At 70.8% G+C, this 26,873-nt stretch carries 26 protein-coding genes; 12 read left to right on the forward strand and 14 right to left on the reverse strand.

The genetic code is table 11. The features are described 5' to 3' along the window. Nucleotides 1-19 precede the first annotated feature (19 nt). On the reverse strand, nt 20-1,138 hold the full coding sequence (locus ABT147_RS20515; RefSeq protein WP_351408051.1) for a sugar ABC transporter substrate-binding protein: 1,119 nt from the start codon (nt 1,136-1,138) through the stop codon (nt 20-22). 324 nt (nt 1,139-1,462) lie between these two features. On the opposite strand from ABT147_RS20515, the gene ABT147_RS20520 reads away from it, so the two are divergent. Both ABT147_RS20520 and ABT147_RS20525 read left to right on the forward strand, forming a co-directional pair. Next, nucleotides 1,463-2,974: an SDR family oxidoreductase gene (locus tag ABT147_RS20520; protein ID WP_351408053.1), complete on the forward strand. Its 1,512-nt coding sequence runs from the start codon at nt 1,463-1,465 to the stop codon at nt 2,972-2,974. A 128-nt stretch (nt 2,975-3,102) separates the two neighbouring features. Next, nucleotides 3,103-3,324 carry a type II toxin-antitoxin system VapB family antitoxin gene (locus tag ABT147_RS20525; protein WP_351408055.1) on the forward strand — a complete coding sequence of 74 codons (222 nt, stop codon included), beginning with the start codon at nt 3,103-3,105 and terminating at the stop codon, nt 3,322-3,324. A gap of 44 nt (nt 3,325-3,368) precedes the next feature. Here ABT147_RS20525 and ABT147_RS20530 read toward each other — a convergent pair whose 3' ends face one another. Continuing rightward, nucleotides 3,369-3,689, reverse strand: coding sequence for a hypothetical protein (locus tag ABT147_RS20530; RefSeq protein ID WP_351408057.1), 321 nt, complete (start codon nt 3,687-3,689; stop codon nt 3,369-3,371). Next, nucleotides 3,689-4,054, reverse strand: a complete 366-nt coding sequence (locus ABT147_RS20535) for a hypothetical protein (protein ID WP_351408059.1) — start codon at nt 4,052-4,054, stop codon at nt 3,689-3,691. Before ABT147_RS20535 ends, ABT147_RS20530 begins: the two co-directional genes overlap by 1 nt. Before the next feature lie 184 nt (nt 4,055-4,238). Between ABT147_RS20535 and ABT147_RS20540 the strand changes: the two genes are divergently transcribed. Together ABT147_RS20540 and ABT147_RS20545 are read left to right on the forward strand one after the other, a co-directional pair. Continuing rightward, nucleotides 4,239-4,532 carry a GntR family transcriptional regulator gene (locus ABT147_RS20540; protein ID WP_351408062.1) on the forward strand — a complete coding sequence of 98 codons (294 nt, stop codon included), beginning with the start codon at nt 4,239-4,241 and terminating at the stop codon, nt 4,530-4,532. A gap of 102 nt (nt 4,533-4,634) precedes the next feature. Continuing rightward, nucleotides 4,635-4,904, forward strand: a complete 270-nt coding sequence (locus ABT147_RS20545; protein ID WP_351408064.1) for a winged helix-turn-helix domain-containing protein — start codon at nt 4,635-4,637, stop codon at nt 4,902-4,904. 58 nt (nt 4,905-4,962) lie between these two features. Here the strand turns inward: ABT147_RS20545 and ABT147_RS20550 are convergent, their stop codons facing one another. Both ABT147_RS20550 and ABT147_RS20555 read right to left on the reverse strand, forming a co-directional pair. Continuing rightward, nucleotides 4,963-5,814 carry a helix-turn-helix domain-containing protein gene (locus tag ABT147_RS20550; protein WP_351408066.1) on the reverse strand — a complete coding sequence of 284 codons (852 nt, stop codon included), beginning with the start codon at nt 5,812-5,814 and terminating at the stop codon, nt 4,963-4,965. A 10-nt stretch (nt 5,815-5,824) separates the two neighbouring features. Then, nucleotides 5,825-6,559 carry a DUF6879 family protein gene (locus ABT147_RS20555; protein WP_351408069.1) on the reverse strand — a complete coding sequence of 245 codons (735 nt, stop codon included), beginning with the start codon at nt 6,557-6,559 and terminating at the stop codon, nt 5,825-5,827. Nucleotides 6,560-6,730: 171 nt separating this feature from the next. On the opposite strand from ABT147_RS20555, the gene ABT147_RS20560 reads away from it, so the two are divergent. The 6 genes from ABT147_RS20560 (at nt 6,731) to ABT147_RS20585 (ending at nt 10,344) form a co-directional block, all read left to right on the forward strand. After that, nucleotides 6,731-6,931, forward strand: a complete 201-nt coding sequence (locus ABT147_RS20560; RefSeq protein ID WP_351408071.1) for a hypothetical protein — start codon at nt 6,731-6,733, stop codon at nt 6,929-6,931. Further along, nucleotides 6,931-7,170 carry a hypothetical protein gene (locus ABT147_RS20565; RefSeq protein WP_351408073.1) on the forward strand — a complete coding sequence of 80 codons (240 nt, stop codon included), beginning with the start codon at nt 6,931-6,933 and terminating at the stop codon, nt 7,168-7,170. The genes ABT147_RS20560 and ABT147_RS20565 overlap by 1 nt, the downstream gene beginning before the upstream one ends. A gap of 130 nt (nt 7,171-7,300) precedes the next feature. Then, nucleotides 7,301-8,416 (forward strand): radical SAM protein, encoded by a 1,116-nt coding sequence (locus ABT147_RS20570; protein ID WP_351408075.1) that lies wholly within the window; start codon nt 7,301-7,303, stop codon nt 8,414-8,416. Next, nucleotides 8,413-8,556: a hypothetical protein gene (locus ABT147_RS20575; protein ID WP_351408078.1), complete on the forward strand. Its 144-nt coding sequence runs from the start codon at nt 8,413-8,415 to the stop codon at nt 8,554-8,556. Before ABT147_RS20570 ends, ABT147_RS20575 begins: the two co-directional genes overlap by 4 nt. 73 nt (nt 8,557-8,629) lie before the next feature. Continuing rightward, nucleotides 8,630-9,445 (forward strand): phosphotransferase family protein, encoded by an 816-nt coding sequence (locus ABT147_RS20580; protein WP_351408080.1) that lies wholly within the window; start codon nt 8,630-8,632, stop codon nt 9,443-9,445. 275 nt (nt 9,446-9,720) lie between these two features. After that, a complete protein-coding gene (locus ABT147_RS20585) occupies nt 9,721-10,344 on the forward strand; it encodes a hypothetical protein (RefSeq protein ID WP_351408083.1) in 624 nt (207 codons plus the stop codon). Between the two features lie 75 nt (nt 10,345-10,419). Here ABT147_RS20585 and ABT147_RS20590 read toward each other — a convergent pair whose 3' ends face one another. The 3 genes from ABT147_RS20590 to ABT147_RS20600 form a co-directional block, all read right to left on the reverse strand. Continuing rightward, nucleotides 10,420-11,298, reverse strand: a complete 879-nt coding sequence (locus ABT147_RS20590) for a hypothetical protein (RefSeq protein WP_351408085.1) — start codon at nt 11,296-11,298, stop codon at nt 10,420-10,422. Nucleotides 11,299-11,426: 128 nt separating this feature from the next. Then, nucleotides 11,427-13,220, reverse strand: a complete 1,794-nt coding sequence (locus tag ABT147_RS20595; protein WP_351408196.1) for a diflavin oxidoreductase — start codon at nt 13,218-13,220, stop codon at nt 11,427-11,429. Nucleotides 13,221-13,225: 5 nt separating this feature from the next. Beyond that, nucleotides 13,226-18,799: a glutamate synthase-related protein gene (locus ABT147_RS20600; protein ID WP_351408087.1), complete on the reverse strand. Its 5,574-nt coding sequence runs from the start codon at nt 18,797-18,799 to the stop codon at nt 13,226-13,228. A gap of 410 nt (nt 18,800-19,209) precedes the next feature. Between ABT147_RS20600 and ABT147_RS20605 the strand changes: the two genes are divergently transcribed. Both ABT147_RS20605 and ABT147_RS20610 read left to right on the forward strand, forming a co-directional pair. Then, nucleotides 19,210-21,117 carry a glycoside hydrolase family 5 protein gene (locus ABT147_RS20605; protein ID WP_351408197.1) on the forward strand — a complete coding sequence of 636 codons (1,908 nt, stop codon included), beginning with the start codon at nt 19,210-19,212 and terminating at the stop codon, nt 21,115-21,117. Nucleotides 21,118-21,214: 97 nt separating this feature from the next. Further along, nucleotides 21,215-21,934 carry a polysaccharide deacetylase family protein gene (locus tag ABT147_RS20610; RefSeq protein WP_351408090.1) on the forward strand — a complete coding sequence of 240 codons (720 nt, stop codon included), beginning with the start codon at nt 21,215-21,217 and terminating at the stop codon, nt 21,932-21,934. Nucleotides 21,935-21,954: 20 nt separating this feature from the next. On the opposite strand, the gene ABT147_RS20615 is transcribed toward ABT147_RS20610, so the two are convergent. The 6 genes from ABT147_RS20615 to ABT147_RS20640 form a co-directional block, all read right to left on the reverse strand. Then, on the reverse strand, nt 21,955-22,320 hold the full coding sequence (locus ABT147_RS20615) for a helix-turn-helix domain-containing protein (protein WP_351408092.1): 366 nt from the start codon (nt 22,318-22,320) through the stop codon (nt 21,955-21,957). 446 nt (nt 22,321-22,766) lie between these two features. Then, nucleotides 22,767-23,078, reverse strand: a complete 312-nt coding sequence (locus ABT147_RS20620; protein ID WP_351408094.1) for an SCO5918 family protein — start codon at nt 23,076-23,078, stop codon at nt 22,767-22,769. 95 nt (nt 23,079-23,173) lie between these two features. Beyond that, nucleotides 23,174-24,664, reverse strand: a complete 1,491-nt coding sequence (locus ABT147_RS20625) for a DEAD/DEAH box helicase (RefSeq protein ID WP_351408097.1) — start codon at nt 24,662-24,664, stop codon at nt 23,174-23,176. A 183-nt stretch (nt 24,665-24,847) separates the two neighbouring features. After that, complete coding sequence (locus ABT147_RS20630) at nt 24,848-25,051, reverse strand: cold-shock protein (protein ID WP_030600152.1); 204 nt, start codon at nt 25,049-25,051, stop codon at nt 24,848-24,850. A gap of 440 nt (nt 25,052-25,491) precedes the next feature. Continuing rightward, the gene (locus tag ABT147_RS20635) at nt 25,492-25,959 is read right to left on the reverse strand and encodes a DUF5990 family protein (RefSeq protein WP_351408099.1); all 468 of its coding nucleotides are present in this window, start codon (nt 25,957-25,959) and stop codon (nt 25,492-25,494) included. Between the two features lie 31 nt (nt 25,960-25,990). Then, a complete protein-coding gene (locus ABT147_RS20640) occupies nt 25,991-26,806 on the reverse strand; it encodes a hypothetical protein (RefSeq protein ID WP_351408101.1) in 816 nt (271 codons plus the stop codon). Nucleotides 26,807-26,873 lie beyond the last annotated feature (67 nt).

The raw sequence follows: 26,873 nt of genomic DNA on the forward strand, positions 1-26,873 counted from the left end.
GCCACCTCCTGAATGGGACTCATGAGCCGAGTCCGGCCTTGTCGCACGCGGCCCGGAGCTTCGGGGTGCAGATCTGGTCGATGGTGTACATACCGTCCTTGACCAGAGTGTCCTCGATGTTGCCGGCCGTCACCGAGACCGACGGGAGCAGGACCGCCGGGACGTTCTCGTCGGTGGGGCTGTCGACGCTGCCGGTGGCGATGGAGTCGATCGGCTCGTCCCGTCCGAGGGCGACCGCCATCTCGGCGGCGGCGTCGGCCGCGGGCTTGAACGGCTTGTAGACGGTCATGTACTGGCTGCCCTGGACGATCCGCTGCACGGCCGCGAGGTCCGCGTCCTGGCCGGTGACCGGGGGCAGCGGCCGTACGGCGCTGGCGTTGAGGGCGGAGACCACGGCCCCGGCGAGGCTGTCGTTGGCGGCCAGGACACCGTCGATGTTGTTCGCGCCGAGGGCGGAGATGGCGCCGCTCATGTTGACGTAGCCGTTCTCAGGCCGCCAGCCGACGGTGTCGTACGACTTGCCGATCCGCACCTTGCCCTCCAGGACGGAGAGCGCGCCGCGCTTGTACCAGCCGGCGTTGGGGTCGGTGGTGGCGCCGTTCATCATGACGATCTGGCCGCCGTCCGCCTTCGGGCCCATGGCCTCAAGGAGGGCCTCGCCCTGGAGGCGGCCGACGATCTCGCCGTCGAAGGTGACGTACCCGGAGATGGGGCCCTGGGCGAGCCGGTCGTAGGCGACGACCGGGATGCCGGCCCGGTCGGCGGCCTCGACCGAGGAGCGCAGTGCCTTGGCGTCGACGGCGGCGACGATCAGCACGTCCACACCCTTGGTGATCATGGCGTCGAGCTGCTGCCGCTGGACCGCCGGCTCGGCCGTGGCGGCGACGGTCGCCGCCGGACAGCCCGGGCACAGCTCCTTCAGCTTCTTCTCGATCAGGGGCCGGTCGAACTGCCCGAAGCGGGACGCCCCGCCCCCCGGGAGCAGCACCCCGACGGTGAGGTCGTCGCCCCCGCTCCCCCCGCCCCCACCACCGCCACACGCCCCGGTCAGCACCAGGCCGACAGCGACCAGCGCCGCCGCCCCCGCCCGACTGAGGGACCTACGCTTCACGGCCGACAGGCCGACACCGAGACCCATTTTCGGTTCCTTAGGGAAATTTGCCCGATCTTACCCCGTTATGGATGCCTCTTCTTCAGCGTAGTCAAGCGGGTGGCGCGGTTCAGCGTGACTTGGGGGAGGGAGGACCGGCGAGAGGAACGAGAGGAAGACCATGACGCCGGTCCGAGGGCGCGTCGTACCGGGGCGGGCCGGGGTTGCGGGGCCGGGTGTCGGAGCTGAGCATGGGCTCGGGGCCGACGACGACAGAGCTCAGCGGAGGGCAGCCATGACGTTGCACGCGGCCCGGAGGTTCGGCGGACGTCGTCGGACGAGGCGCGGCCGGCCGGCAGGGGTGCGACCCGAGTGACCGCCGCGGACCACCCCCTCCGCTGTCTGGTCACCGGTGCCACCGGCTACCTCGGCGGCAGGCTGGTGCCCGAGCTGCTGCGCGCCGGGTACACGGTGCGGTGTCTGGCCCGCTCGCCCGGCAGGCTGCGGGATCATCCGTGGGCCGGGGAGGCGGAGGTCGTGCGCGGGGATGTGACGGACGCGGAGTCCGTGCGGGCGGCCATGGAGGGTATGGACGTCGCGTACTACCTCGTGCACGCGCTGGGCACCGGGCGGGGTTTCGAGGAGACCGACCGGCGGGCGGCCCGGATCTTCGGGGAGCGGGCGCGGGCCGCCGGGGTCCGGCGGATCGTGTATCTCGGCGGGCTGACCCCGGCCGGAGTGCCCGAGCACGAGCTGTCGCCGCATCTGCGGTCCCGCGCCGAGGTGGGCCGCGTGCTGCTGGCCTCGGGCGTGCCGACCGCCGTACTGCGCGCCGCCGTGATCATCGGGTCGGGGTCGGCGTCGTTCGAGATGCTGCGCCATCTGACCGAGCGGCTCCCCGTGATGGTGACGCCGAGCTGGGTGCGCACCCGCATCCAGCCGATCGCCGTCCGTGACGTGCTCCGCCTCCTCGTGGGCTGCGCGCGGCTGCCGTACGACGTGAACCGGGCCTTCGACATCGGCGGGCCGGACGTCGTGACGTACGAGGAGATGATGCGGCGGTACGCGGCCGTCGCGGAGCTGCCGAAGCGGGTCATCCTGCCGGTGCCGCCGCTCACCCCCCGGCTGTCCAGCCTCTGGGTCGGACTGGTCACCCCGGTGCCGGGCGCCCTCGCGCGCCCGCTCGTCGAGTCGCTGAAGCACGAGGTGGTCTGCGCCGAGCGGGACATCGTCGCCTATGTCCCGGACCCGCCGGAGGGACCGGTCACCCTCGACCGGGCGATCGGGCTGGCGCTGCGGCGCGTGCGGGACGCGGACGTCGCCACCCGTTGGTCCTCGGCCTCGACTCCCTACGCCCCCAGCGATCCGTTGCCGACCGACCCCGACTGGGCGGGCGGCAGCCTGTACGAGGATCGTCGGGAGCGTCCGGTGGCGGCGTCGCGGGAGGCCCTGTGGCGGGTGGTGGAGGCCATCGGCGGCGAGAACGGCTGGTACTCCTCGCCCTTGGCCTGGTCCCTGCGCGGCTGGCTGGACAGGCTGGTCGGCGGTGTCGGCCTGCGCCGGGGCCGCCGGGACGCCACCCGGCTGCGGGCCGGCGACAGCCTGGACTTCTGGCGGGTGGAGGAGATCGAGCCGGGCCGCCTCCTCCGGCTGCGCGCCGAGATGCGGCTCCCCGGCCTGGCCTGGCTGGAGATGACCGTCGACCAGGACCCCCACGGGCACACGGTCTACAGACAGCGCGCCCTCTTCCACCCGCACGGCCTCGCCGGTCACGCCTACTGGTGGAGCGTGGCCCCCTTCCACGCGGCGGTCTTCGGCGGCATGGCCCGCAACATCGCCGCGGCGGCGGAATCGACGGCCCCCGAGCCGGCCCGTACGCGCTGACGGGCTGACTCGGGGAGGGGGCGGTGGGGCCGTCTCCTTGCGTGGCGCGTCTTCCGCGAACTTGCCCCTTGAAGGGTGGTGACGTGTTCCTCTACGTACATCACCAACGTGCGAGCGGGAGACGCCGGATGTCCGTGACGCAGATCGACATCGATGACGACGCCCTGGAGCGAGTCATGGCTCTGGCCAAGGTCAGGACCAAGAAGGAGGCGGTGAATCTCGCTCTGCACTTCTACGCCGAGCAGCACGAGCGTGTGGCCCGCATCAGCCGTCACTTCGGGCGTGCGCGTGCGTGGGGTGCCGTCGAGGACGCCGAGCGTGTGCACCGGGCGGAGAAGTACAGCCGGTGATCTGTGTGCGTGGGGTCTGCGCCCTCCCTCCTTCCCTCCTTCCCTTACGGCCTTGTGGAGGGCGGGTCCGTATCCGGTGCGGGCAACCGCGTGACGCGTGACTCGGCCACGCGCAGGGCGTTGGCCAGGCACTCGGAGAGGCGGATCGCGGCGTATCGCACCTCGGCGTTCGGCGACACCGGATCGTCCAGGACCTGACGGGCACGGGCGAGTACGTCGGCGCCTGCGGCCAGTTGCCGGGCCTCCGCGGCGTCCGCCAGTCGCGACAGGTACCCGCCCTCGCCGCTCGTGGAGAGAAAACACGGTTTGCCCTCCGGCGACAGCCACGGCAGCAGGCGGAGCACGGTCGGGGACTGAGACTCCATCAGACAGTCGCCTTGCCCGCGCCGATGAGGTGCTGGTCGAGGTCGATCCCGAAGTCGGCGGCGAGCACGAGGGCGAGACGACGGCGCTGCTGTCGGTCACGCTCGTGCGCGTGGTCGTGTTCATGGGCGGTGAGGTAGGGGCGGACGAGCCGGTTCTCGGCGCCGTCGAGGGGGAGGTGACGGCAGTAGGGAGAACGATGGGCAGGGAGGGTGGGGCGCGTGCAGTGGGCGGGGGGTCGCTGCACGGCGGCGGGGTCGGGTGCTGACGCTTGCCGGGCGATGCCGGCGCCCGCCCTGCGGGTCCCGGTGCCGGGGGCGAACAGGAGGCTCAGCCGGTGGGCTGCACGGCGGATAAGCTTCGTCATGTCGGTCTGCTCCAAGTCAGTTCAGATCGGCCGCGCCCCGGGAGGTCTAGCCACCTCGCCGGGGTTTTCGGCGTTTCATGACAGTCTTGCATCCGGAAGCATTAGGTAGCAATAGGAAGCATAGGGATGCATGCTGATGTTCCCTCATGTGGTGAGTCGCTACGAGGCGCCTTAGCGTGCACCCATGGCTGATGACCGCGAGTGGAGGCCCGACCCGGCGAGCCACGTCTACGTGTATCTCCAGGTTGTGCACCACATTGCCGAGCAGATCCGTACGGGGCGTCTGCCAGTGGGGGCGAGGCTCCCTGCCGAGCGCGATCTCGCCGAGCAGTACGGCGTGGCCGTCAACACCGTCCGACGGGCTGTCCGCGACCTCCGCGATCAGGGCCTTGTCATCACGGTCCCTATCAAGGGCACGTTTGTCCGCGCCGAGCAGCCGTCACCCGATGCCTCTGGTCAGGACACGGCCACCGACTGACGGGTCGGAGCCCTTCGCCGACACTTCGGGCCGGTCATGTGGCGGGGCTGCGGCACGGCCGTCAGAAGGAACACGCGAGGACTCATCAACGGGGGTTGAGGGATGACTGATCTGCCGCGCTACGAGTACGTGAAGCTCGCGGACACCATCGCAGCCGACATCGCGTCCGGCAAGCTGCCCCAAGGGGCTGCTCTGCCTGGTGAGCGAGCCATGACGGAGCTGCACAGCGTCAGCATCGGCACAGTGCGTCGAGCCGTCGTGGAGCTACGGAAGCGGGGGCTGGTCGCGACCTTGCCCGCGAAGGGGACGTACGTCATCGGGGTGCCGGAGGCTTCGACCGGCAGCGCCGAGGAGGACACGGCCACCGACTGACGTGACGCAGCCCTTCGCCGACCGCGGCCGGTGACGCGGTGGGGCTGCTGTGCGGCCGTCAACGGGGGTTCAGCGCACGGCGGGCCGCGTTGATGACGTTGTGGGCGTCGGCCCCGTACGCGGCCGACTGGCGCAGCGTGCGCCAGACTTTCGAGTACAAGGTGAGGTTGTCGGCGTCGTCCAACCACATCTCGGCGTGCCAGTCCTCGGCGACCACCAGTCGGTCATCAAGGACCCAGAAGCCGTTGGCGGGCACGATCTTGACGGACGCGGTGAACGGGATGACGCCCAGCTCGACCGTGTCCATCCCGAGCATGCCGGTGAGGCGGTCGAGCTGGGCGGCCAGCACCGAGGGCGGACAGATCAGCGAGCGCAACGCGGCTTCCCACATCAGGACGTGCAGCTTGCGTCCGGGTCGGTACAGCCATTCCTGGCGCTGCACCCTGGAGCGTACGGCGGCCTCGATGTCGTCGGCTCCGCCCAGCAGTTCGGCGTACCGCTGGATGACGTGGCGGGCGTACTCAGGGGTCTGCAACATACCGGGGATCACCGACTCTTCCCAGATCCACATGTCCCAGGTCCGGTCGATCTCGGCGCTCAGCCCCTCGTGCAGCGGCTTGAAGCCGTTCGCCAGGGCTCGACGCCATGACCTGATGTGGGACTCGAACCCCGCCAGCCGGGCGGCAAGCTCGGGGTACACACCCGGCTGCTCGGTCGCGTCGGCCCAGGCCTGGAGGTCCTCAGGGGTGGCGGTCTGCTTGCCGTTCTCCAGCTTGCTGACTTTGGAGCCGGGCCAGCCGAGCCGCTGGGCAAGCCGCTGACCGGTGAGCCGACCACCAGGGCAGGTGAAGCGGAGTTCGCGCAGTCGCGCTCCCAGAGCCACCCTGGCCTGCTGATAGTCGGTGCTCACCGGTCACGCGTCATTCGGTCGCGGCGAACTGGCCGAACGGCACCGCGTGGTGCATCGCCGCGTCACGCACGCCGGCGTACCGCACGACCTCAGCCGGTTCGGTGATCAGCTCGATGTCTACGAGGTTGTCGGCATCGTCGAAGTGCAGCAGTGCGACCAGTCGCGAGTCGAAGATCCAGAAGTCTTCGGTGGGCAGATCGGCCGCGTCTTCGCGCCACAGATAGCGGATGTCCTCACCGACCGCCGCGTTGTGTCGGGCGTAGTCGAGTAAGAACCGCTGTTCGGTGGTCATCGGCCTGTCGGCGACGCGCACCCGACCGACGCGCTTGCCTGCCTCGGTCTGGGCCTTGATGTTCACGAACCAGGGCTCGTCGGGGTCGCAGGGCGAGGTGCCGGTGGCCAGGAACTCCTGGAAGTCCGGGTCCTCGCGGTCCGACGCGTAGCCGCGTCGCGTCTCCAGCCGCCAGGCGGTGTGCTGGAAGGTCTCGAAGAGGCGGCGGAAGGTGGTCCGGTCGACGAGTTCCGGCACCCGTTCCATCTCCTTCGGTCCCCAGTTCACGAGCAGTTCGCGTGGTACGGCCACCGCTGCTTCGTCCGCTCCGAAGTGCTTGAGCTGCGCGAGGTCTGTCGGATCGGTGACCGGCGTACCTTGCACGATGATCTCGCCGCTGCGCTCGTCGGTGTGCAGGGCGGGGCAGCCGTCGACCTTGCTGTCTGTTCCGGTGAAACGAAGCTGACGGGCCATGGACGCTCTCCCTTCCAGGGGGTCTGATCCACCAGCATGGCCAGGGGCCCAGCTTGGTTCCATGGGGTCTGGCCGGCTCCCGGAGAAAACACAAGCAATCTTGCGACCCGTCGAGCAATATCGAGAAAACACGATACCGGCGCGCAACTCCCGACTTCTAGCGTCCTGTTCATGCCTACGAAGACACCGGGCGTCGACGCTCACGCGGCTGCCGAGTCCCTGAGAACAGCACTCACTGAGATCGGGATCTTCCTGCCCTCGCTCGCGGTTGACGTCGCGTCCCCACAGCTGGGGCTCGTTGAGCTGGGACGTGTGCGCGCCGACGTGGCCACGCGCCTGGCCCGGGCACTTCAGCGAGGGGGGCCGGAGTGATGGCGACGACCGAGAATCCGGCGACGATGTTGAGCCACGGCGAACTGCCGTACCCGCTCGGCACGCTTGTCGAGGACACGCAGCACGACCGGACCGGCGAACTCGTCGGCGTGATCGAAGAACGCCTCAAGGAGTCGGGCAAGCTCCTCAACCGAACCGCCTATATGCGGCCACGAGGCGGCGGAATCGAATGGGATGTTCCCTTGGCCCGCATCCGGCCGGTCCAGGCGGAGTCGTGACGACGCCGACCAAGGTGGCTGCCCTGCTGGGACCTGGTGACCACCTCGGCCATGAGGGGCGGTGGCGAACGGTCAAGGCGACGAAGCCCTCCCCGCCGACGAAGCGGGGCGCGCAGTGGAGGCGAGAGTCATGCACCAGTTGATCGCGAGCCCGCAGCAGCGGACCTATCTCGTCGCACGGCCGGGCGCTCGGCGCGGCATCGAGCTTCCCGTCCAGCGCTACGACGAACTCGCCGCCGCCGACCACGCCGACGCGATGGTCCCTGAGTGGCTGGCGGATGCCGCCCGCAGGGTGTGGGAGCTGGACCTGAGGGGACAGCCGATGCGCGGCTCGGTTGTTGTACGCCCGCGTACCAGGCTCAACTACTCCCGGGCGACCTGGGAGTTGAACAAGGGCTGCAACTTCAACTGCCGGATGTGCTACCTCGCGCTGAGGAAGTTCGAGGGTCTGCCGTGGCCGCAGAAGACACGGCTGATCGACATGCTGTGTGAGGCCGGTGTCCTGTGGCTCCAGCTCACTGGCGGGGAGCCCACGATCGATCGCGATTTCCTCGCGGCGTACGCCTATGCGTACGAAAGGGGGATGCTGCTGGAGATCCTGACCAACGGCAGCCGCCTCCACCGTGACGACGTCCTAGACACGCTGGCGCGCCTGCCGCCACACAAGGTGACCGTGAGCCTGTACGGGGCGAGCGAGGCGACAGCTGATTCCCTCACCCGCACGAAGGGGTCGTTCCGGCTGGTGATGAAGGGGCTCGATGCCGTGAAGGGGGCGGGTGTCCCCATCGAGATCACGATCATCATCACCACGCACAACGAACACGAGCTTGACGCCATGCGTGGCCTCGCGCACACGTACTCGGACCGGGTCACCGAGTACGGATCGATCTCCCCGACGTTCGACGGACAGCCGGACCCACTTGCCGCCCAGTCCCCCCACTTCCTCAGCGGGGGCACCGTCTTCCAGGGCTGCCCGGCCGGGCACACGTTCTTCCACGTCGACCCGTTCGGCCTCGCCACGATGTGCAAGGTCGGCCGGGAGAACCCCATCAACCTCATCGAAACCGGCGTCGCCGGGCTGCTCGGGCTGCCCGCGACGGCCGATGCCCAAATGCTTCGCACTGGTGGCTGCTCGGGCTGCGAGCTCTCCGGCACCTGCCGGGTCTGCCGCCCGATGGCCAAGGCGTACCAGAAAGCGAAGGCACCGCTGGAGAACTATTGCCAACACGGAGGAGTACCGCCATGACCTCTGTCGCTGTTGAGATCACCGCCCGGCCCAGGAGGGCCGAGCCCATCGATCAGGTGGGCTTGGTCCTGGTCGAGGACATCGAGGAACTGGCCGTGGACGCCGTCCCCGGCTGCAATGACGACAACCCCTACCGGTAGACCCCACGCCTTGGTGGCCCCGTGCAGCCCTCGTGCTGTGCGGGGCCACCCTCCATTCTGGAAAGGTGCCACCATGCCCACCGAGCGCATCGACTTCACCGATCTGCCCGACGACGTCCAAGCCGCCGTACTCACCCGCACCGGGCCCCTCGTGAAGGCCGAGGCCATGACGAGCGGCTTCAACTCCGCCGTCGCCGTCCGCCTCACCACCGAGTACGGGGAGACGTACGTCAAGGGTCTGTCCGCCGAGCACCCCCGTGCGTGGACGCAGGCCCGGGAGGCGGTGGTGGGCCCGTACGTGGGCGGGATTTCTCCGTGTGTCCAGTGGCATCTTCGGGTCGGCGGCTGGGACTTGGTCGCCTTCGACGTCCTCGACGGCCGCCACGCCGACTACACGCCGGAATCCGCGGATCTCCCCCTCGTCGCCGCGACGTTGGAACGGTTGTCGGTGCTGCGCGCGCCGGACGGCGTGGAACTGAAGGAGGCCGGGCACCGGTTGCGCGACCACGCGCCTGCCTCCGCTCTCGCGCTCTTCTCCGGAGACGCCCTCTGTCACACCGATCCGAACGCGGCCAACGTCATGGTGGGGCAGGGGCAGGCGTGGCTCGTCGACTGGGCATGGGCCACCCGGGGCGCCGCATGGCTCGACGCCGCGTACTGGGTCGTCTGGCTCATCGCCGAGGGCGGCCACACCCCGGCCGGCGCCGAGGAGTGGGCCTCCCGTGTCCCCGCGTTCCGCGAGGCATCCGAGGACGCGCTGACCGCGTTTGCCGTAGCCCATGAAAGCGTCTGGGCCGCGATCGCCGAGCAGAGCCCCGACCCCTGGACGCACGGTGTGCATACGGCCGCGAAGACATGGGCCTCGTACCGCGTTCGCGGCAGGGCCTGATACTGCCCACCGGAGAGAGACCCTGGCCCTACAGGTCCCCCGTCCTCGTACGACCCCACGCGGTCCGGGGCGGTATCCCAGGCACCCGTGTATCCGCAGGTCAGATGGGGTGGGATGGTTCCACCGTGCTCGATCGGGCGTTGGCTGTTGCGCACGGTCGTTGTGAGCGCTGATGCTCTTGGTGTCGCACCGAGCAGGTCCGGGCCGACCAGCCGGGCTCGTCGGGGCATTCATGGCCACGTACTCATCCACACCATCCACACGGGGGAACACCCATGTCCATGCGCATTCGAACGAGCGTTCTCGCCGCACTCACCGTCGCCGCCCTCGCGGCGGGCACGGTCCTCATGGCGCCGGCCGCCGGCGCCGCGCCGAAGGCCGCCGCGCCCAAGTTCCTGTCGGCGTCCCAGCTGCCGCCGCACCCGTCGTCGTCCTGGACCGCCGGGCCGGTCACCGAGGGGTTCCCGGAGGCACTCGGTGTCTGCGTGAGCACGGAGGGCGTGCTCGACTGGGACTACCGGCACCGGGAGTTCCGGACCGACCTGGACACCAACGCCGTGCAGTTGACCGTCGTGACGGGTACGGCCGGCCAGGCCAAGGCCCTGGCGAAGCACTACGACGACCTGATCCGCACCTGCGCCGACCGCCTTGAGGAGAACGACCCGGACGTCGACGCCGAGGGCCGGGACTACGGCACCCTGCCGGTCGAGGAGGGCGCCCACGTCCGCGGCCTGAACACCGAGACGTCCTGGGGCGCCACCGACGTCGCCCTGCTGTCGGTCGGACGGGACGGCAGGACCGTCACCGTCGTTCAGTGGGGACAGATGGGCGACTTCACCAACGCGCCCGTGGCCGACTTCAAGAAGACCACGAGCACGGCCGTCAACAAGCTGTACTGACCGGGCAGACCACCGGAAAGGGCCGGGGCCGTCCTCCCGCCACGGGGGTCAGGAGGACGGCCCCGCACCGGACCCTTACGCGTCCGGCAGTGATGCCGCCAGATGTTCCCACGCCCCGTGCACCCGCTCCCCCACGATCCCGAACTGGGTGAGGACCGCGACGCAGTGGCCGTTCTCGTCGTCGAGTTCGAGGGCCGAGGTCGGGCCGTGGGCGGCGGTGGAGCGGACGAGGTGGCAGGAGTGGACGGACGTGAGGTCGATCTCTACCGAGCTGTTCGCGATCGCCGCGAACACCCGGCCGCCGACGGTCCGGTCGGTCACGTGGACGGGGCCCGCGCAGGCCTGCATCGCCGACGGGGCGAAGACCGCGACGCCGATGGGGAGGCCCACGGAGCAGACGTGGTCGAGGACGGCGGGGAAGACACCGACATCCACCTCCCGGTGCTCACCGCCGTAGCGGGTGAACGCCGCGCGCCGGGGCGCCCCGCCGTCCGCGAGGATCGCGTCGAGCTGGGCGAGTTGGTCGCCGTTCTCCCAGGAGGGGATCTCCGGGGGCTTCCGTGGTCCGGAGGCACCGGCACCGGCACTGGCACCCGCCCCCGCCCTCGCACCCGCCCCCGCCCTCGCACCCGCACCCGCCCCCGCCTCGACCGTGTCCGCCAGACCGGCCAGCAGCCGGTCACCCTCCGACAGGAGCCGGCCCTCGTGCACGGTCCGGCCGGTCGGGTCGAGGAGGTGGACGGAGACCGTGTCCTCGGCGTCGCGGGCGACCACCGCCGCGTCCACCCCGTCGGCGTCGAGGCGGAGCGTGATGGAGCCCGGGTGGAGGGCGAACGCCTCGCCGCGCAGGCTCGGTACCGCGTAGCTGCCGGCCTGGTCGATCCGGGCTACCGGTCCGCCGGTGACGGCCTGGACGTACTGGAACAGGGTCAGGCTGCGGGCCAGCTCCGGCATCCGGGCGTCGATCAGCCGTGCGGTGCCGTTCCGCCGGCCTCCGCCTCCGCCCAGGCCTCCCCCTCCGCTTAGGCCTCCGCCTCGGCCGCAGCACGCCTCGAACCCGCAGCCGTGGTGGTCGGTCATCGTCAGTACACGTCCCGTACGTAGCGCTTCGCCCGCCGCAGATCCGCCAGGTACTCCGCCGCGTCGTCGTCGCCGCGTCCGCGCTGCCCGGCGATGACGCCCAGCAGGGCCGTCTCGACGTCCTTCGCCATCCGGGAGGCGTCGCCGCAGACGTAGACGTGCGCGCCCTCCTCCAGCCACGCGTACAGCTCCCGCGACCGCTCCCGCATCCGGGTCTGGACGTAGACCTTCTCGGCCTGGTCGCGGGAGAAGGCGAGGTCGAGTTCGGTGAGGACGCCCTGTTCCCGCAGCCGGGTCAGTTCGTCCTCGTAGACGAAGTCCGTCTCGCGGTGGCGGTCGCCGTAGAACAGCCAGTTGCGGCCGGAGGCGCCCCGCGCGGCCCGCTCGTGCAGGAAGCCGCGGAAGGGGGCGATGCCCGTGCCGGGGCCGATCATGATCACGGGCGAGTCGTCGTCGGAGGGGATGCCGAAGGAGGCGTTCGGCTGGAGGTAGATGCCTGCCGGGGACTCGCCGATACGGTCCGCGAGGTACGTCGACGCCACGCCGCCGTACGTCCGCTCCCCGGAGCCGTAGCGGACCGACGCGATCGTCAGGTGGACGCTGCCCGGATGGGCGAGCGGGCTCGACGAGATCGAGTACTGGCGGGCCTGCAACGGGCGGAGGAGGGGCAGGAGTTCATCCAGACGCGGTGCCTTGGGCCCGGCGTCCCGGAGGAGGTCCAGTACGTCCCGGCCCCAGAGCCAGGAGTCGAGGTCCGAGCGGTCGCCGTGCGCGACGACCGAGGCGAGTTCGCTCGACGGGGCCCGCTCCACGAGATCCGCGATCAGTTCCTTGGACGGGGTGCGGATCTCCCGTTCCGTGCGCAGGAGTTCGGCCACCTCCTCCTGGTCGCCGCTCTCGCCCAGATGTGTCAGGAGGTCTCCCACCAGCGTCTCGTCGTTCAGCGGTACGACGGCCAGCGCGTCGCCCGCCTCGTAGGTGATGCCGCTGTCGCCGAGGTCGAACTCGTAGTGCCGGATCTCCTTCGCGCTGTGCGGGGAGGACAGCAACCGGTTCTCGGTGAGCCGGGAGGGGTACGGGGTGCGCTTGTTCCAGGGGGAGCGGGGGCGCGCGGGGGCCTGCCCCGCGGCTGCGCCCGCACCCGCACCCGCACTCACGCCCGCGCCCGCACCCGCCGCACCCCTCGCGCCGGTCTCCGCGACCAGGCGCTCCAGGACCGCGCCCGTCCACTCCGCCGCCGGCTCCTCGTAGTCCACGTCGCAGTCCACGCGGTCGTGCAGCCGGCCGGCCCCCAGCTGTTCCAGACGGGTGTCGATCAGCTTCGCCGCCTGGCAGAAGTCGTCGTAGCCCCGGTCGCCGAGGCCGAGGACCGCGTACCGCAGGCCCTCCAGGCGGGGTGCGGTGTCGGACTGCAACGCCTCCCAGAACAGCCCCGCGTTGTCGGGCATCTCGCCCTCGCCGTACGTGGAGACGACGACGAGGACATGGGACATCGCGGCGAGCTGCTCGGGTGTGACGGCGTCGAGCGCGGTGGCCCGTCCGCCGAGGCCGTGGGCGCGGGCAGCGGCGACGACATCGCCGGCCACGAACTCGGCGTTCCCGGTCTGGGTGCCGAACAGGACGTCGATCGTCACGGCGGGCGCGTCGCCCGCCGCGTCGCCCCGGCGTCCGGCCGCCGCGACACCGGCGATGAACCCGGCGAGCCAGGCCTCCTGCGCGGCGGAGAACGGCGCGTCGGCCGGGATCAGGGACCCGGTCGGGGGCAGCGGCATGGGCAGGGGCGGGGTCGGGGGCATGGGGGTCACGCGGTCACCGTCTCGGTCGGGGCCTGCGGGATACGGCGGCTCGCGATGGCGGCGAGGTCGTCGAGCGCGGCGTTGGCGAGCAGTTCGTCGAACCGGGCGGCGCGCACACGGCCCGCGTTCTTCGTGGTCTGGTGGACGATCCAGCCGTACGTACCGGGGGCGTCCACGCTCAGGTTGTTGCGCTGCTTCAGCGCGCGCTTGTAGTCGTCGAGGCGCTTGATCGCGATGAGGGTGGCGAGGTCACCGTCGTCGAACCGCTCCAGCGTGCCGCGCAGATACTTCACCACCCGCTGCTTCACGAAGAAGTCCTCGGTGAGGATCAGGTTCCGGACGGCCTCGGTGACCTTCGGGTCGTCCGGGCCGGTCGCTCCCGGCACCCGCTTCAGCGCCAGGTCCTGTGCGACACCGAGCACCGTGTACGACGACAGCAGCGAGAACATGTCGTCACTGCCCTGGTCGCCGAAGGCCGGGGCCCGGCCGCCGAGGACGGTACGCCGGTCGCGGTAGTCGACCTTGAACGCGCGGAGCTTGTCCGTCGCGATGGAGGTCGCCAGCTCGTCGAGGAGTTCGGCGCGGGTCGCCGCGGCGAGGATCTCGGTGGAGTCCTGGTAGAGGAGCAGCGCGCGGGGCATCCCGCAGTACACGTGCTCCCGCTCGTCGGACCAGTTCTCCAGGAGGCGGGCCGCGAACGGCGACCCCGTGGCCTCGACGTGCCAGGCCAGCAGCAGCCGTACGGCCTCCTCGTGGAAGGCGCCGTGCGCGGTGTCCGTCACCGGGAAGACGAGGAGCGAGTCGGCGCTCACCCGGTCGCGGAGGTCGCCGGAGGGGTCGTACTGGTACAGGAACCCGCCGCTCATACCGTTGCCGAGGCCCTTGCCGAAGCCGCCCAGGTTGAGGACCGTACCGCCGGTCATGTACTCGCAGCCGAAGTCGCCGAGCCCCTCGACGACCGCCGTCGCACCGGAGTTCCGTACGGCGAACCGGTCGCCCGCCTCGCCCTGCACGAAGGTCCGGCCGCCGGTCGCGCCGAACAGCGCGAAGTTGCCGACGAGGACGTTGCCCCCGCGCTCGGCGCTGCCGCCGCCGGGGGCGCGGACGACGATCCGGCCGCCGCTCTGGCTCTTGCCGACGCCGTCGTTGGCGGTGCCGGTGTGTTCGAGGGTGATGCCGTCGTTGCAGAACACGCCGTACGACTGCCCGGCCGATCCGGTGGTGCGGATGCGGACGGCGTCGTCGACGAGGCGGCGACGGCCCCGGTCGTCGGTCGTGACGGCGGGCACGGCATCGTCGAACCGGTGGCTCTCGTGGTCCTCGTGGTTGAGGAGCCGCTCGACGTCGATGGAGAGCTGTCCGCCCACCGACTTGTCGCTGTTGCCGAGGTGGATGCCCTCGACGAGCAGGGACGGCTCCCGGCGGTCGAGCAGCGCGGCCCGGACCCGCTCGATCAGGGCGTCGTCGGTGGTGAAGTCCTTCTCCAGGTACTCCGGGTCGGCCACGATCTTCTCGGGCACGCGCGCGAGGAGACGGCGTACGTCGAGGCGGCCGACGCTCGCCGGGTGGTCGAGGAGCTGTAGCAGGTCCGTACGGCCCCGGGCCTCGCGGAGCGACCGCAGTCCCAGTCGGGCGAGGATCTGCCGGACGTCGTGGGCGATGTTGAGGAGGTACTGGGCGAGGGCGCGCGGGTCGCCCTCGAAGGCCTCGGAGTTGGTGGTGAGCCCGGCGGGGCACTTCACGTTGCAGTTCTTCGCCATGACGCAGCCGAGCATCATGAGGGCCGTCGTCCCGAACTCGAAGCTGTCGCCGCCGAGCAGGGCCGAGGTGACGACGTCGCCGCCGGTCTGGTGCGCGCCGGAGCAGCGCAGGACGACCTTCTGGCGCAGCCCGTTGGCGACGAGCGCCTGGTGGACCTCGGCGACGCCGATCTCCGCCGAACGCCCGGCGTACTTGAGGCTGGTGACGGCGGCGGCGCCCGTGCCACCGGTGTTCCCGGCGACGTTGATGACATCCGCGCCGGCCTTGGCGACACCGACCGCGATGGTGCCGATGCCCTCCGAGGAGACGAGCTTGACGATGACGCGGACGCGGGCGGCCTTGCAGTCGTGGATGAGCTGGGCGAGGTCCTCGATGGAGTACGTGTCGTGGTGCGGGGGAGGGGAGATCAGCTCGATGCCCGGAGTGCCGCCGCGCGCTGCCGCGATGTCGACGGTCACCTTCGGCGCGGGCAGCTGGCCGCCCTCGCCCGGCTTCGCGCCCTGCCCGATCTTGATCTCCAGCTCCTGGAGCATCGGGTCGGCGAGATAGCCCGCCCAGATGCCGAACCGGCCCGACGCGAACTGCTTGATCCGGGAGCCCCGGATGGTGCCGTACCGGGTGTGGTGCTCGCCGCCCTCACCGCTGTTCGACATCGCGCCGACCATGTTCGTGCCGTGCGCGACGGCCTCGTGCGCGGTCGCCACGAGCGCGCCGTGGCTCATCGCGCCGGAGGCGAGGGAGCGGGTGATCTCGTGCGCGGGCTGGACCTCGTCGAGCGGGACGCTGTCGGGGGCGCCGTCGAGGAGGGTGAGGAGGTGGGCGGCGGTGCCGGTGGCGGCGACCTCGACGCCGTCGGCGCCGACGGCGAGGGTGGTGACCTCGCCCAGCCGCGCGAGGCCTTCGGCGAGGGCGGCGTGGCGCTCGGCGGCCCCGGGGCCCGGCGAGGTGAGGCGCAGGTGGATCGTCGAGCGGGGCGTCATGGTCACGACCACCCCACGCACGGTGACGCTCGCGTTGCCGGTCGCCGAGAAGCGGCCCAGCTCGCGGGCGAAGTCCTCCGGGGTTCGGAGTCCGGTGAGGTCGGCGGGCAGCGCGAGCACGTCCCGCAGGGCGGCCGGGCGGCGGGAGCGCTCCTCGTGCGTGGTGCGCAGGAAGGCCCGGTAGCCGGGCGTGATCCGGAACGCGTCGATCTCGGCGTCGCTGAGGGCGTCGTACCCCGTGTTGCGGTACGCGGCGTCGGTGATGCCGAACGCGTCGTCGAGCTGGCCGAGCGTGAGGAGGCGCAGGGCCTCCGGGTCGCCCTCGCGGCCGAACTCCGGGCGCTCCTCGACCATGTCGCCGAAGCCGCGTACGGCCGTGACGCCGAAGGAGTGCCCGGCGCCGTCCGACCGCTCCTTGAACAGCCCGAGCAGCGGAACCTGCCCCTCGGTCTCCACGGTCCGGGCCCGCTCGTGCCAGTCCGTCGCGGCCTGGGCGATGCGGGCGAAGCCGACACCGCCTACGGGTGCGTCCATGTGCGGGAAGGTCCGCGCGAACACGTCGTCGCGGGTGTCGAGGTAGTTCGGCTCGAAGAACTCGCCGCCGATGTAGCTCTCGGCGGTGCACAGCCCGACGCGGCCCATGGTCTTGGCGAGGGACTTCTCGGCGGCCTTGCGGAACTTGGCGAGCGCCCGGTCGGTCTCGGTGATCTCACCGGCGGGGGCGGGCGCGCTGGGGAACTTCTCCTCGGCGCGCAGCCGGGCGCTGAGGCTGTAGACGGCGGAGGCGCCGAAGCCCAGCGCGGTCGCGACATGGTGGGAGGAGGCCAGCTGGCCGCTCTCCGCCACCATCGAGACGCGCAGCCGCAGCCCGGTCTCGATGAGCCGCTGGTTGACGGCCGCGACGGCGAGGATCACCGGCAGCGGGGCGCGCGTGGAGGAGACCGCCCGGTCGGTGAGGACGGCGATGCCGCCGCCTTCCGAGGCGAACCGCTCGACGTCGTCGCAGAGCCGCTGGAGCGCGGCCCGGAGGGCGTCGGCGTTCGCCGTTTCGTCCCCGCTCACCGGGTCGTAGAGCATGGCGAACCGCTCCAGCGGCACGATCCGCTGGTCGCGCAGCCGGACCATGTCGAGATGCCCGAGCACGGGCGAGGAGACGACGAGCTGACGGTCGCCGACGCTGCCCGTGCCATCGGGCTTGGGGCCGAGCGCGACCCGCATGCTCATGCCGTCGGCCTCGCGGATGCTGTCCAGCGGCGGGTTGGTGACCTGGGCGAAGCGCTGCGAGAAGTACTTCGCCATGCCGCCCTCGGTGTCGCTGAGCGCGTTGATGGCGTTGCCGTAGCCCATGGCCGAGATCCGCTCCGACCCGGTGGCGAGCATCGGGTCGAGCATGAACCGGAAGCTCTCCTGGTTCAGCGCGTACGCCACGTACCGGCCCGCGAGGGTGAGGTCGCCGTCGTAGCCGAGCGTGGTCGTGCCCCGGTAGTAGTCGGGAGCGGGCAGGTCGTCGAGGTTCACCCGGGCCGCGTCGAGCAGCTCGCTGTACGGCCGGCGCGCGGCGAGGGAGTCGAGGACCTCGCGGGTGCGCATCCGGCGGCCTGTGCGGTGGTCGACGACGAGCATGCCGCCGGCCTCGATACGGCCCCGGTGCACGACCTCGTCGTCGGGGAAGGTGACCTGGCCGGCCTCCGACGCCACCATCAGGTACTCGGCGGTCTCGACGGTACGCAGCGGGCGCAGCCCGAGCCGGTCGAGGCGGGCGCCGACGACGTCGCCGTCGCTGAAGATGAGGGCGGCCGGACCGTCGTTCTTCTCCTCGTACAGGGAGAAGTACTCCAGCATGTCGCGGACGGAGTCGGGCAGCGTGCGGTCGTTCTCCCAGGCGGGCGGCATGAGCGACACGACGGCCTCGACGAGGTCCAGGCCGTCGTCGAACACCCGGCTCTGCAGGGTCTGGTCCAGCCGGCTGGAGTCGGACTGCCCTGGCGGGCGCACGATGCTCCGCGTCCGGGCGCGGGCCAGTGCCTCGTCGGAGAGCCGGTTCTTCCTGTCCGTGTTCAGCTCGCCGTTGTGGGCCATGAGCCGGAACGGCTGGGCCATGGTCGGGTGCGGCTCGGTGTTCGTGGAGAACCGGGTGTGGAAGTAGAGCGAGCGGACCGAGTGCCGGGGGTCGGTGAGGTCGCGGAAGTATCCGATGACCTCGCCGGAGTTGAGCCGCCCCTTGAGCACCTGGGTGCGCGCGCTCAGCGACAGCGGGTACAGCCCGGTGTATCCGCCCTCGCCGGTCCCGTTGTCCCCGTCCGCCGCGTCGGCGTAGGCGACGGCCTCGACGGCGAGCAGGGCGCGGTTGGCCGCCGAGTCGACCTCGGCGCGCTCCCAGTCGTCGGGGGCACGGAACACCCACTGCACGATCGGCAGCTGGTACCGCTCGGCGGCGGGCCGGGCGACACCGTGGTCGACGGGTACGTCGCGCACGAGCAGCACCTCGAAGCCCTGCTCGGCGATGCTGCGGCCGACGAGGTCCACCGCGCCGGCCCGGCGGGCGGCGTCGGTCGGCACGAAGCAGTTGGCGACGCCGAAGTGCCCGGCGCGCAGCGTCTCACCAGTGAGCGCGCCGAAGAACTCCACCGACAGGTCGACGCTCACGCCCGCGCCGTCGCCGACGCCCTCGGCGGACTTTCCGCCCCGGTGCGGGATCGCGCGGAGCGCTTCGTCGCTCTTGAGGATGACGTCATGGCTCGGCACCCCGTCGAGGCGGGTGAGGAAACCGACGCCGCAGTCACTGTGGTCGCGGGCAGGGTCGTACAGACCGAAGGGCGAGGAGGGTGCGAGATTCAAGTGCGGGTCCTGTGAGCGGGTGCCGGCTGGGGGTGCCTCCCAGGCCCTTGAGGCCCTGGGGGAGGAACGGCCAGGCTGCGTCGCTGAAGCGCTTGCCGCGGGCGGACCGGTGTGACGTCCGGGTCCCTGAATGGTGCGATTGGCTAGAGTAAGGCTTACCTAAGTTGAACCGCAAGGGTGTGCCTTGCAGGTATCTCCCGTAAGTACTCCTCGTCTGCGAGGCTACGCGAAAGCCTGGACCAACCCCGCATCTCCCGTCATGATGACGCTGCCATGACAAAGCTGTCGGCGAAGTCGTCTCCTGGGCGGTGACCGTGCGCGGATCCCTCGGCAGGACCATTCCGGCCAGGACCACTCTGGTCAGGACCGCTCTGGGCAGGGCCATTCCGGTCAGGACCGCTCTGGCCGCCGTGTTCCTGCTGCTTCCCCTGGCGCCCGCCCCCGCGCTCGCGCGCGACCCCGCCTCCGCGTCCGCCCCCGAGCCCGCCTTCGCCTCCGCCGGGACGGCCGTGGCCGCGCCGGACTGGACCGCGCCGCTGAGCACCCGGGGCCGCTGGATCGTCGACGCGGACGGGGACCGCTTCAAGCTGCGGTCGGGCAACTGGCATGGGGCGAGCGGCACTTGGAGCGGTTCGGGGAGCGCGGACGAGGACGCGAACCATCACGCGGGCGAGAACTCCGGCCGGATACCGCTCGGCCTGGACCGGGCCCCCGTCGCCGAGATCATCGCCGGTTTCCGGGAGCTCGGGATCAACAGCGTCCGGCTGCCCTTCTCCAACGAGATGATCCACGACACCGTCCCCGTCACGGACGACGCCGTCGCCGCCAACCCCTCGCTGCGCGGCAGGACGCCGCTCCAGGTGTACGACGCCGTCGTCCGCGACCTCACCGCCGCCGGCCTCGCCGTGATCCTCAACAACCACACCAACACCACCCGCTGGTGCTGCGGAGTCGACGGCAACGAACGCTGGAACGCGAGCCGGTCGGCCCGGGCCTGGGAGGACGACTGGCTTTTCATGGCCCGCCGTTACAAGGACAACCAGCGGGTCGTCGGCGCGGACCTCTACAACGAGGTCCGCCGCGACATCTGGGACGACCCCAACTGGGGCCTCGGCGACGCCCACGACTGGTTCGCCGCCTCACAGCGCGTCGGCGACCGCATCCTGACGGAGGCCGACCCCGATCTGCTGATCATCGTCGAGGGCATCAACTGGACCGGCGTCCCCGTCGACGGCCTGCCGCACGAACGCCCCACCCTGGAACCCGTACGCCGCCTCTCGCACACCCTCGTCGACTCGGGCAAGCTCGTGTACTCCGCCCACTTCTACGACTACACCGGCCCCCGGCACAGCGGCGCCACCGGGATCGGTGAGACGAGCGACTCCCGCTACCGCGATCTGACCCCGGCCGAGCTGATCGACGTACTGAACCGCCAGGCGTTCTTCGTCACCGGCGAACAGGACCGGCACTTCACGGCCCCGGTCTGGATCAGCGAGTTCGGTGTCGGGGGCCGGGCGGAGACCGGGGTGCGGCAGCGCGCCTGGTTCGAGAACTTCGTCGACCAACTCATCCGTACCGACGCCGACTTCGCGTACTGGCCGCTCGTCGGCTGGCACGAGAACCGCACCGGCAACGGCTGGGCCCTGCTCCACTGGGACGCGGCGGGCCACCGTATGGGCCTGTACGACGGTGACGACTGGCGGGCCGCCGCCTGGACCCGGCTCGTCGGGGCCCAGGGCCGCACCGGACGTGTCGCCCCGGTGACCCACTGGTCGATGCTCAGCCCCGACCACGGTGACTTCGTCGCCTCGCGGCGGATGCGCGCCCTGCCCGACTGGGACCCCGGAGCCCGCAAGGCCGTCTGCCCCGACGGGCTGCGCCTGATCGGTCTGAGCCACACCGGCAACCGGGGCCTGTGCTCCGACGTGGCCGCCGGCCCCGGGTGGGACCCGGCCGGCGGGCACAGGGTGGTCGTCGACGAGCGGTATGTCGTGCCGGGCCGCGACTGGGCGAGCGGATACACCAAACTCCAGTGCCCCGAGGGCCACTTCCTGACCGGCTACAGCGTCCGGGGTGCCGCCGTCTCCGCCGCGCTGTGCGTGCCCGCCCCGCCCGGCTCGATCACGGGCACGAGCGGCCGAACGGTCTGGTTCGACCGCGCCGACGGCAGGGGCACCGCTCCCAAGGGCGGTGACTTCGCGCAGGGCCACTACAAGGGCCAGTGCGCGGACGACGAATACGCCGCCGGAATCGCGTACACGGGCCGTGTGGGCTCGTCACGTACGCCCGACGCCCTGTACTGCCGACAGCTGATCTGATCCCCTCCGCCCCGGTGCACATCCAAGCCCCCGTCGCGTGCGTCTTACAAGCAAGTCAGCTGCTCGCAAGGGAAGTTCACCGTCACCGGAGGATCCGATGCAACGACGCCTCGTCATCTCTGCCGTCACCGCCGCCCTGTGCGGCACCACGCTCGCCGGTACCGCCTCGTCCGCCTCCGCCGCCCCCAAGGCCGTCGACTGCCGCAAGGTGAAGTGCGTGGCGCTCACCTTCGACGACGGGCCGGTCAAGGACACCCAGCGGCTGCTGAACCTGCTGAAGGCCAACGGTGATGCCAGAGCGACGTTCTACGCCGTCGGCACGAACGTGCAGAAGAACCCGGCGACGATGAAGGCCGCGGCGACGGCCGGGCACCAGATAGGCAACCACAGCTGGGACCACGCCGATCTGACCAAGCTCAGCGCCGCGAAGATAAAGTCGCAGTTCTCCCGCGCGGACACCGCGATCAAGGATGCGACGGGCAAGAAGCCCACCACCGTCCGCGCCCCCTACGGCGCCCACAACGCGGCGGTCCGCTCGGCCGCCGGACGACCGCTGGTGCACTGGAGCGTCGACACCCTCGACTGGAAGTACCGCGACACCGCCCGGCTCATCAAGTACGTCAACGCGCAGACCAAGCCCGGCGACATCGTCCTCATGCACGACATCCACAGGACGACGGTCGACGCGGTGCCGGGCATCATCAAGGCCCTCAAGGCGCGCGGCTTCACCTTCGTGACCGTCGACCAGCTCTTCGCCCCCGTCAAGCTCCCCGTCGGGAAGGTCACCTACCACAACCGGGCCGCCTACCGGCCGTGACGGGGAAGGGGCTCTCCTGATCAGCCGGAGCCGCGGGCGGAGTCGGGGGCGGAACGGTCGGGGGCCTCGTGCCCCGCGCGGCGGCGGTACTCGGCGTTGATGCGCTGGGCCTCTTCGAGCTGGTCCTCGAGGATGACGATGCGGCAGGCGGCCTCGATCGGGGTGCCCCGGTCGACGAGCTCGCGGGCGCGGGCGGCGATCCGCAGCTGGTAGCGGGAGTACCGGCGGTGTCCGCCCTCGGAGCGCAGGGGTGTGATCAGACGAGCCTCACCGAGGGCTCGCAGGAATGCCGGGGTGGTGCCGAGCATCTCGGCGGCCCGACCCATCGTGTAGGCGGGGTAGTCATCGTCGTCCAGACGATCACTGAGCGGGATATCTGCTGTCATGTCACCTCGTTGTGCAACGCGCGTCGAGGGGCCCTGGCGCCGTACGGCACCAGGGCCCCGAAGGAAATTCAACACCATCTGTCGGCCTTGATGCTCTGCCGACCTTCTGTTTCCGTCACCGGCCCTGCGTGAGGGGGGTGCGGGGATCGCGGCTGCGTGACCGGGGACCACCTTCCAATCCGGGGTCTTGCGGTACCCGGGCCGAGTGCCTCTCGGGCCGGGCGATCCTGATGGCGTCCGCTCCTCCGTCCTTCGCCTGACAGTCTCGACGGGAAAAAGGCTAACCGTGTCGGCTCCCAATGTCTACTCTGGCAAGAGTAGATTTCAGCTGTCCGGGGGAACAGAAAGCTGTGACCTGCGACGACGGGAAACAACGATGAGGGCCCTGCCGACGCGCGTCGGCAGGGCCCTCATCGGGATCGGGGAAAGCGGTTCTCCGCCCGTCCTCACACCTCCACGGAGGCACCGCCGAGCAGTGCCGACGCGGTCTGGAGCGGGGTGGCGACCGGCTGGGGCACGGCCTTGAGGTGGTCGTGGCAGGTGAAGCCCAGGCGGAGCATGGCCCGGACGACCTCGCCGCTGGTGAAGTCGCGGCTGTCCTGCCGGGTGATGACCTGCCCCACCTGCTTGACGGGGTAGCGACGGCGGCCGATGGTCACGGACTCACCCGTGATCAGCGCGGGCGTGACGCCCTTCATCAGGGCCAGCACTCCGCCCTTGGTGAGGTCGAACGGGTACCGGGCGATGACACAGCGCATGATGCCCCCACGGGGAGAAGGAGAACGGGCTTCCTCGGAGATGGGTGAGTTTCGGGGCGAGGCCTTGAGGACTCGGTGCCGTCGCCCCGATACCTCTAGGCGGCCGTGTCGAGGGCGGGCCGCTGGGCCGCCCTGGGGCGACGCCGTGCCTGTCCGCCGCGGTCGCGGCGGCTCCGGGACGAGGGCGCCCCCGAGGACGCGCGGCGGGCGGGACGGGCCGCCGCCGGCGCGGTGATGACGACGGGGACACCCGAAGGGGCCTGGGCGCCGGTGATCCGGGTCAGCTCCGCCTCACCGGACCGTACGGAGGTGATCTGCGGGGAGATACCGGCCGACGCCATCAGCCGGGTCATACCGCGGCGCTGGCCGGGGGTCACGAGGGTGACGACGCTGCCGGACTCGCCGGCGCGGGCGGTACGGCCGCCGCGGTGCAGATAGTCCTTGTGGTCGCTCGGCGGATCCACGTTGACGACCAGGTCGAGGTTGTCGACGTGGATGCCGCGGGCCGCCACGTTCGTCGCCACCAGGACCGTCACATGGCCGGTCTTGAACTGGGCGAGGGTCCGGGTGCGCTGCGGCTGGGACTTGCCGCCGTGCAGCGCCGCCGCGCGGACACCGTTCTTCAGCAGATGGTCGGTCAGCCGGTCCACCGCGTGCTTGGTGTCCAGGAACATGATCACCCGGCCGTCGCGCGCCGCGATCTCGGTGGTCGTGCGGTGCTTGTCCGCTTCCGGCACATGGAGCACGTGGTGCTCCATCGTGGTGACCGTGGCCGACGACGGGTCGACGGAGTGGACCACCGGGTCCGACAGATAGCGGCGGACGAGCAGGTCGACGTTGCGGTCCAGGGTGGCCGAGAACAGCATCCGCTGTCCGCCGGGACGCACCTGGTCGAGCAGGGCGGTGACCTGCGGCATGAAGCCCATGTCGGCCATCTGGTCGGCCTCGTCGAGGACGGTGATGTCGACGGCGTCCAGCCGGCAGTCGCCCCGGTCGATGAGGTCCTTGAGCCGCCCCGGAGTCGCGACGACGATCTCGACGCCGGTCCGCAGCGCCCCCGACTGCCTGCCGATCGACATACCGCCGACCACGGTGGCCAGCCGCAGCCGCACGGCGCGGGCGTACGGGGTGAGGGCGTCGTTCACCTGCTGGGCCAGCTCGCGGGTGGGGACGAGGATCAGGGCGAGCGGCTGGCGGGGCTCCGCGCGGCGGCCCGCCGTGCGGGCGAGGGCCGCGAGGCCGAAGGCGAGGGTCTTGCCCGAGCCGGTACGGCCGCGGCCGAGCACGTCACGTCCGGCGAGGGAGTTCGGCAGCGTCGCGCCCTGGATGGGGAACGGCACGGTCACACCCTCGCGTCCGAGCGCGGCCAGCAGCGGCGCCGGAAGGTCGAGATCGGCGAACGCCTCGACGGCGGGCAGTGCGGGCGTCACCGTCACCGGCAGCGCGAACTCGCCCTGGGGGGCGGACTGTCGGCGCTCGGAGCCCTTGAAACGCCGGGGGGCGCCCGAGTACTTGGGGGCGGAACCCCGGGAGGGGGCGTAGGTACGGGTCGAGCGGGTGGAGCGGGTGGTGCGTGCGCGGTTCAAGCGGAACCTTCCTCGATGTGAGCACGTGGGCACGTAACAAGGAATTTCCGCAGCAAGGATGAACGGCGCAGAGAATCGCGAGAACGAGCCGGAGAATGATGGACGCGCGCCCAGAAATGCAGCGAGCCGGGGCCCGCACCCCAAGGTGCGGGCCCCAGCTACGAAGTGCGCGTTGCTGCGTGATCAGGCGGGAACGATGTTCTCGGCCGTCGGGCCCTTCTGGCCCTGCGCGATGTCGAAGGACACCTTCTGGCCTTCCTGCAGCTCGCGGAAGCCCTGGGTGGCGATGTTCGAGTAGTGGGCGAAGACGTCGGGGCCGCCGCCGTCCTGCTCGATGAAGCCGAAGCCCTTTTCCGCGTTGAACCACTTCACGGTGCCAGTAGCCATGTCATTTCTCCTTCGGAGACGATTTCCGGAATTCACCCTGTGCGGATTCCGCGTCGCCGTGCTGATTAACCCGTCGGAAAAAATGAACCTTCTGGCAACCACACCTGCAACTGAGATCGACATTAGCACGGTGGCATCGGCCCTGCGTGATCGATAAATCCGAACCCGCGGACGGGTCAGGAATACTTGCAGGGCACTCGACCTATTTCTCATCTCGCAAATACAGATATTGAGCCGCGCGGAGACGGTGTTCCGGCCGCGCGCGTCCGGCCGCGGCGCCATGACCTCCCCCGATGGGCCCTGGGCCGCCGTCCCCGCCGGTGCGGGCCGGGCGGACGGCGAAGCCGCCGGAAACCCGCTGCGGCGATGAACGTCACATCGGCCCGGGAGCGTGATCCGAACGGCTGTGCCCAGTCGGTCCTGGTCGGCTTCGGCCGGCCCTAGCCGGCGTGCTCGGCGGTCCAGGTGATGTGCGGGGGCTCGACCCGTGCGCACAGGGGCCCGCCCCGCGCGTCGGTCAGGCCGAGGCGTCCGACCAGCAGTCCGTCGCGTGCGGCGGCGTCGAGCACGTCGGCGGGGACGGCGTCGAGCATGAGCTTGGCGCGGCGGAACATCGTGAAGGTGCCCGACTCGTCGACCGTGCCCCACGACAGATAGATGAACCGCCGGCCCAGCCGGTCCTGCACATAGGGGCCCTTGATCTCGGTGCCCGTCGGCGAGGCGCTCGCGGTGCACTCCAGGGTCCAGGTCGCGGAGGGCGCGTCGCCGGGCTGTGGGTCCAGGAGTTCGGCCGGACGGTCACGGCGCTGCACGGCGACGTGGATGTCGTCGTACGCGGGGACCTCCCCGTCGGCGGAGGCGGGGCGGGTGCGGCCGGGGAGATCGACGGCGTCGATGCGAATGCGCATGACGACCATCATCCTTGCCCCGGCCCGTGGGTCAGTGGTCGTCGCGGATGGTGGTGGCGATGCCGTTGCTGATGACGACCTCGGCGGTGAAGCCCTTCTTGGCGGCGGCCTCCAGTTCGGCTTCGACGCACAGCGTCTCGCCGTCCTCGCCCGAGCAGATGTCGTCATAGCCGAAGATCTTGGTGTCCTCGGCGACGAGGAACTGCTGCTCGGTGCCCTTCATGTCGGAGACGGTGTACTTGCCGGGCGCGAGGTAGGAGACGTTGCCGAACCAGGTTCCGTTGACGCCCTTGCCCTGGTTGATGTCTTCGACGACGGTCTCGCGGGAGTCGGAGTCGGAGTCGGAGCCACTGTCGGAACCGGAACCGGAGTCGCTGCCCGAGCCCTGCTGGGCCGCGCGCCGCTCCGTCACCAGGGTCGCGACGCCGTTCTTCATCTCCACGTCGGCGTTCACGGCGCCCTTCTTGGTGGCGGCCTCCAACTGGTCCAGCGTGCAGGGCGCGTCCACCTTGGCCCCTGCCTCGCCGCAGATGGTTCCGGTGCCGTAGACCTCGGTGTCGTCGGCGACCCAGAACTGCTGGTCGTCCTTGCCGGGTGCGGCCACGATGTACTTGCCCGGGGCGAGGTAGGTGACCTGGCCGTTGTCGAACGTCCCGCTGACGCCCTTGGAGCTCTTGGAGTTCTTGGCGTCGGAGGCCTTCTCCGCGACCGCCGCCTTGTCCGATCCGCTCGCGCCGGAGGAGCCGGAGGAACTGGCGTCGGTGCCGTTCTGGCATGCCGTCATCAGCAGCGCGGCGGTGAGTGCGGCGGTGGCGATGACGGCCTTGCGCAGGTGGCGGTTCTTCACGGGAGGTTCCTTCCGGGCCGGGGGTGGCGGGGGCCGGTGTCTTTGCCGGTCTCCCGCTCTGTGCCGA

The organism is Streptomyces sp. NPDC001868, assembly GCF_040297125.1.
GTDB lineage: Bacteria > Actinomycetota > Actinomycetes > Streptomycetales > Streptomycetaceae > Streptomyces.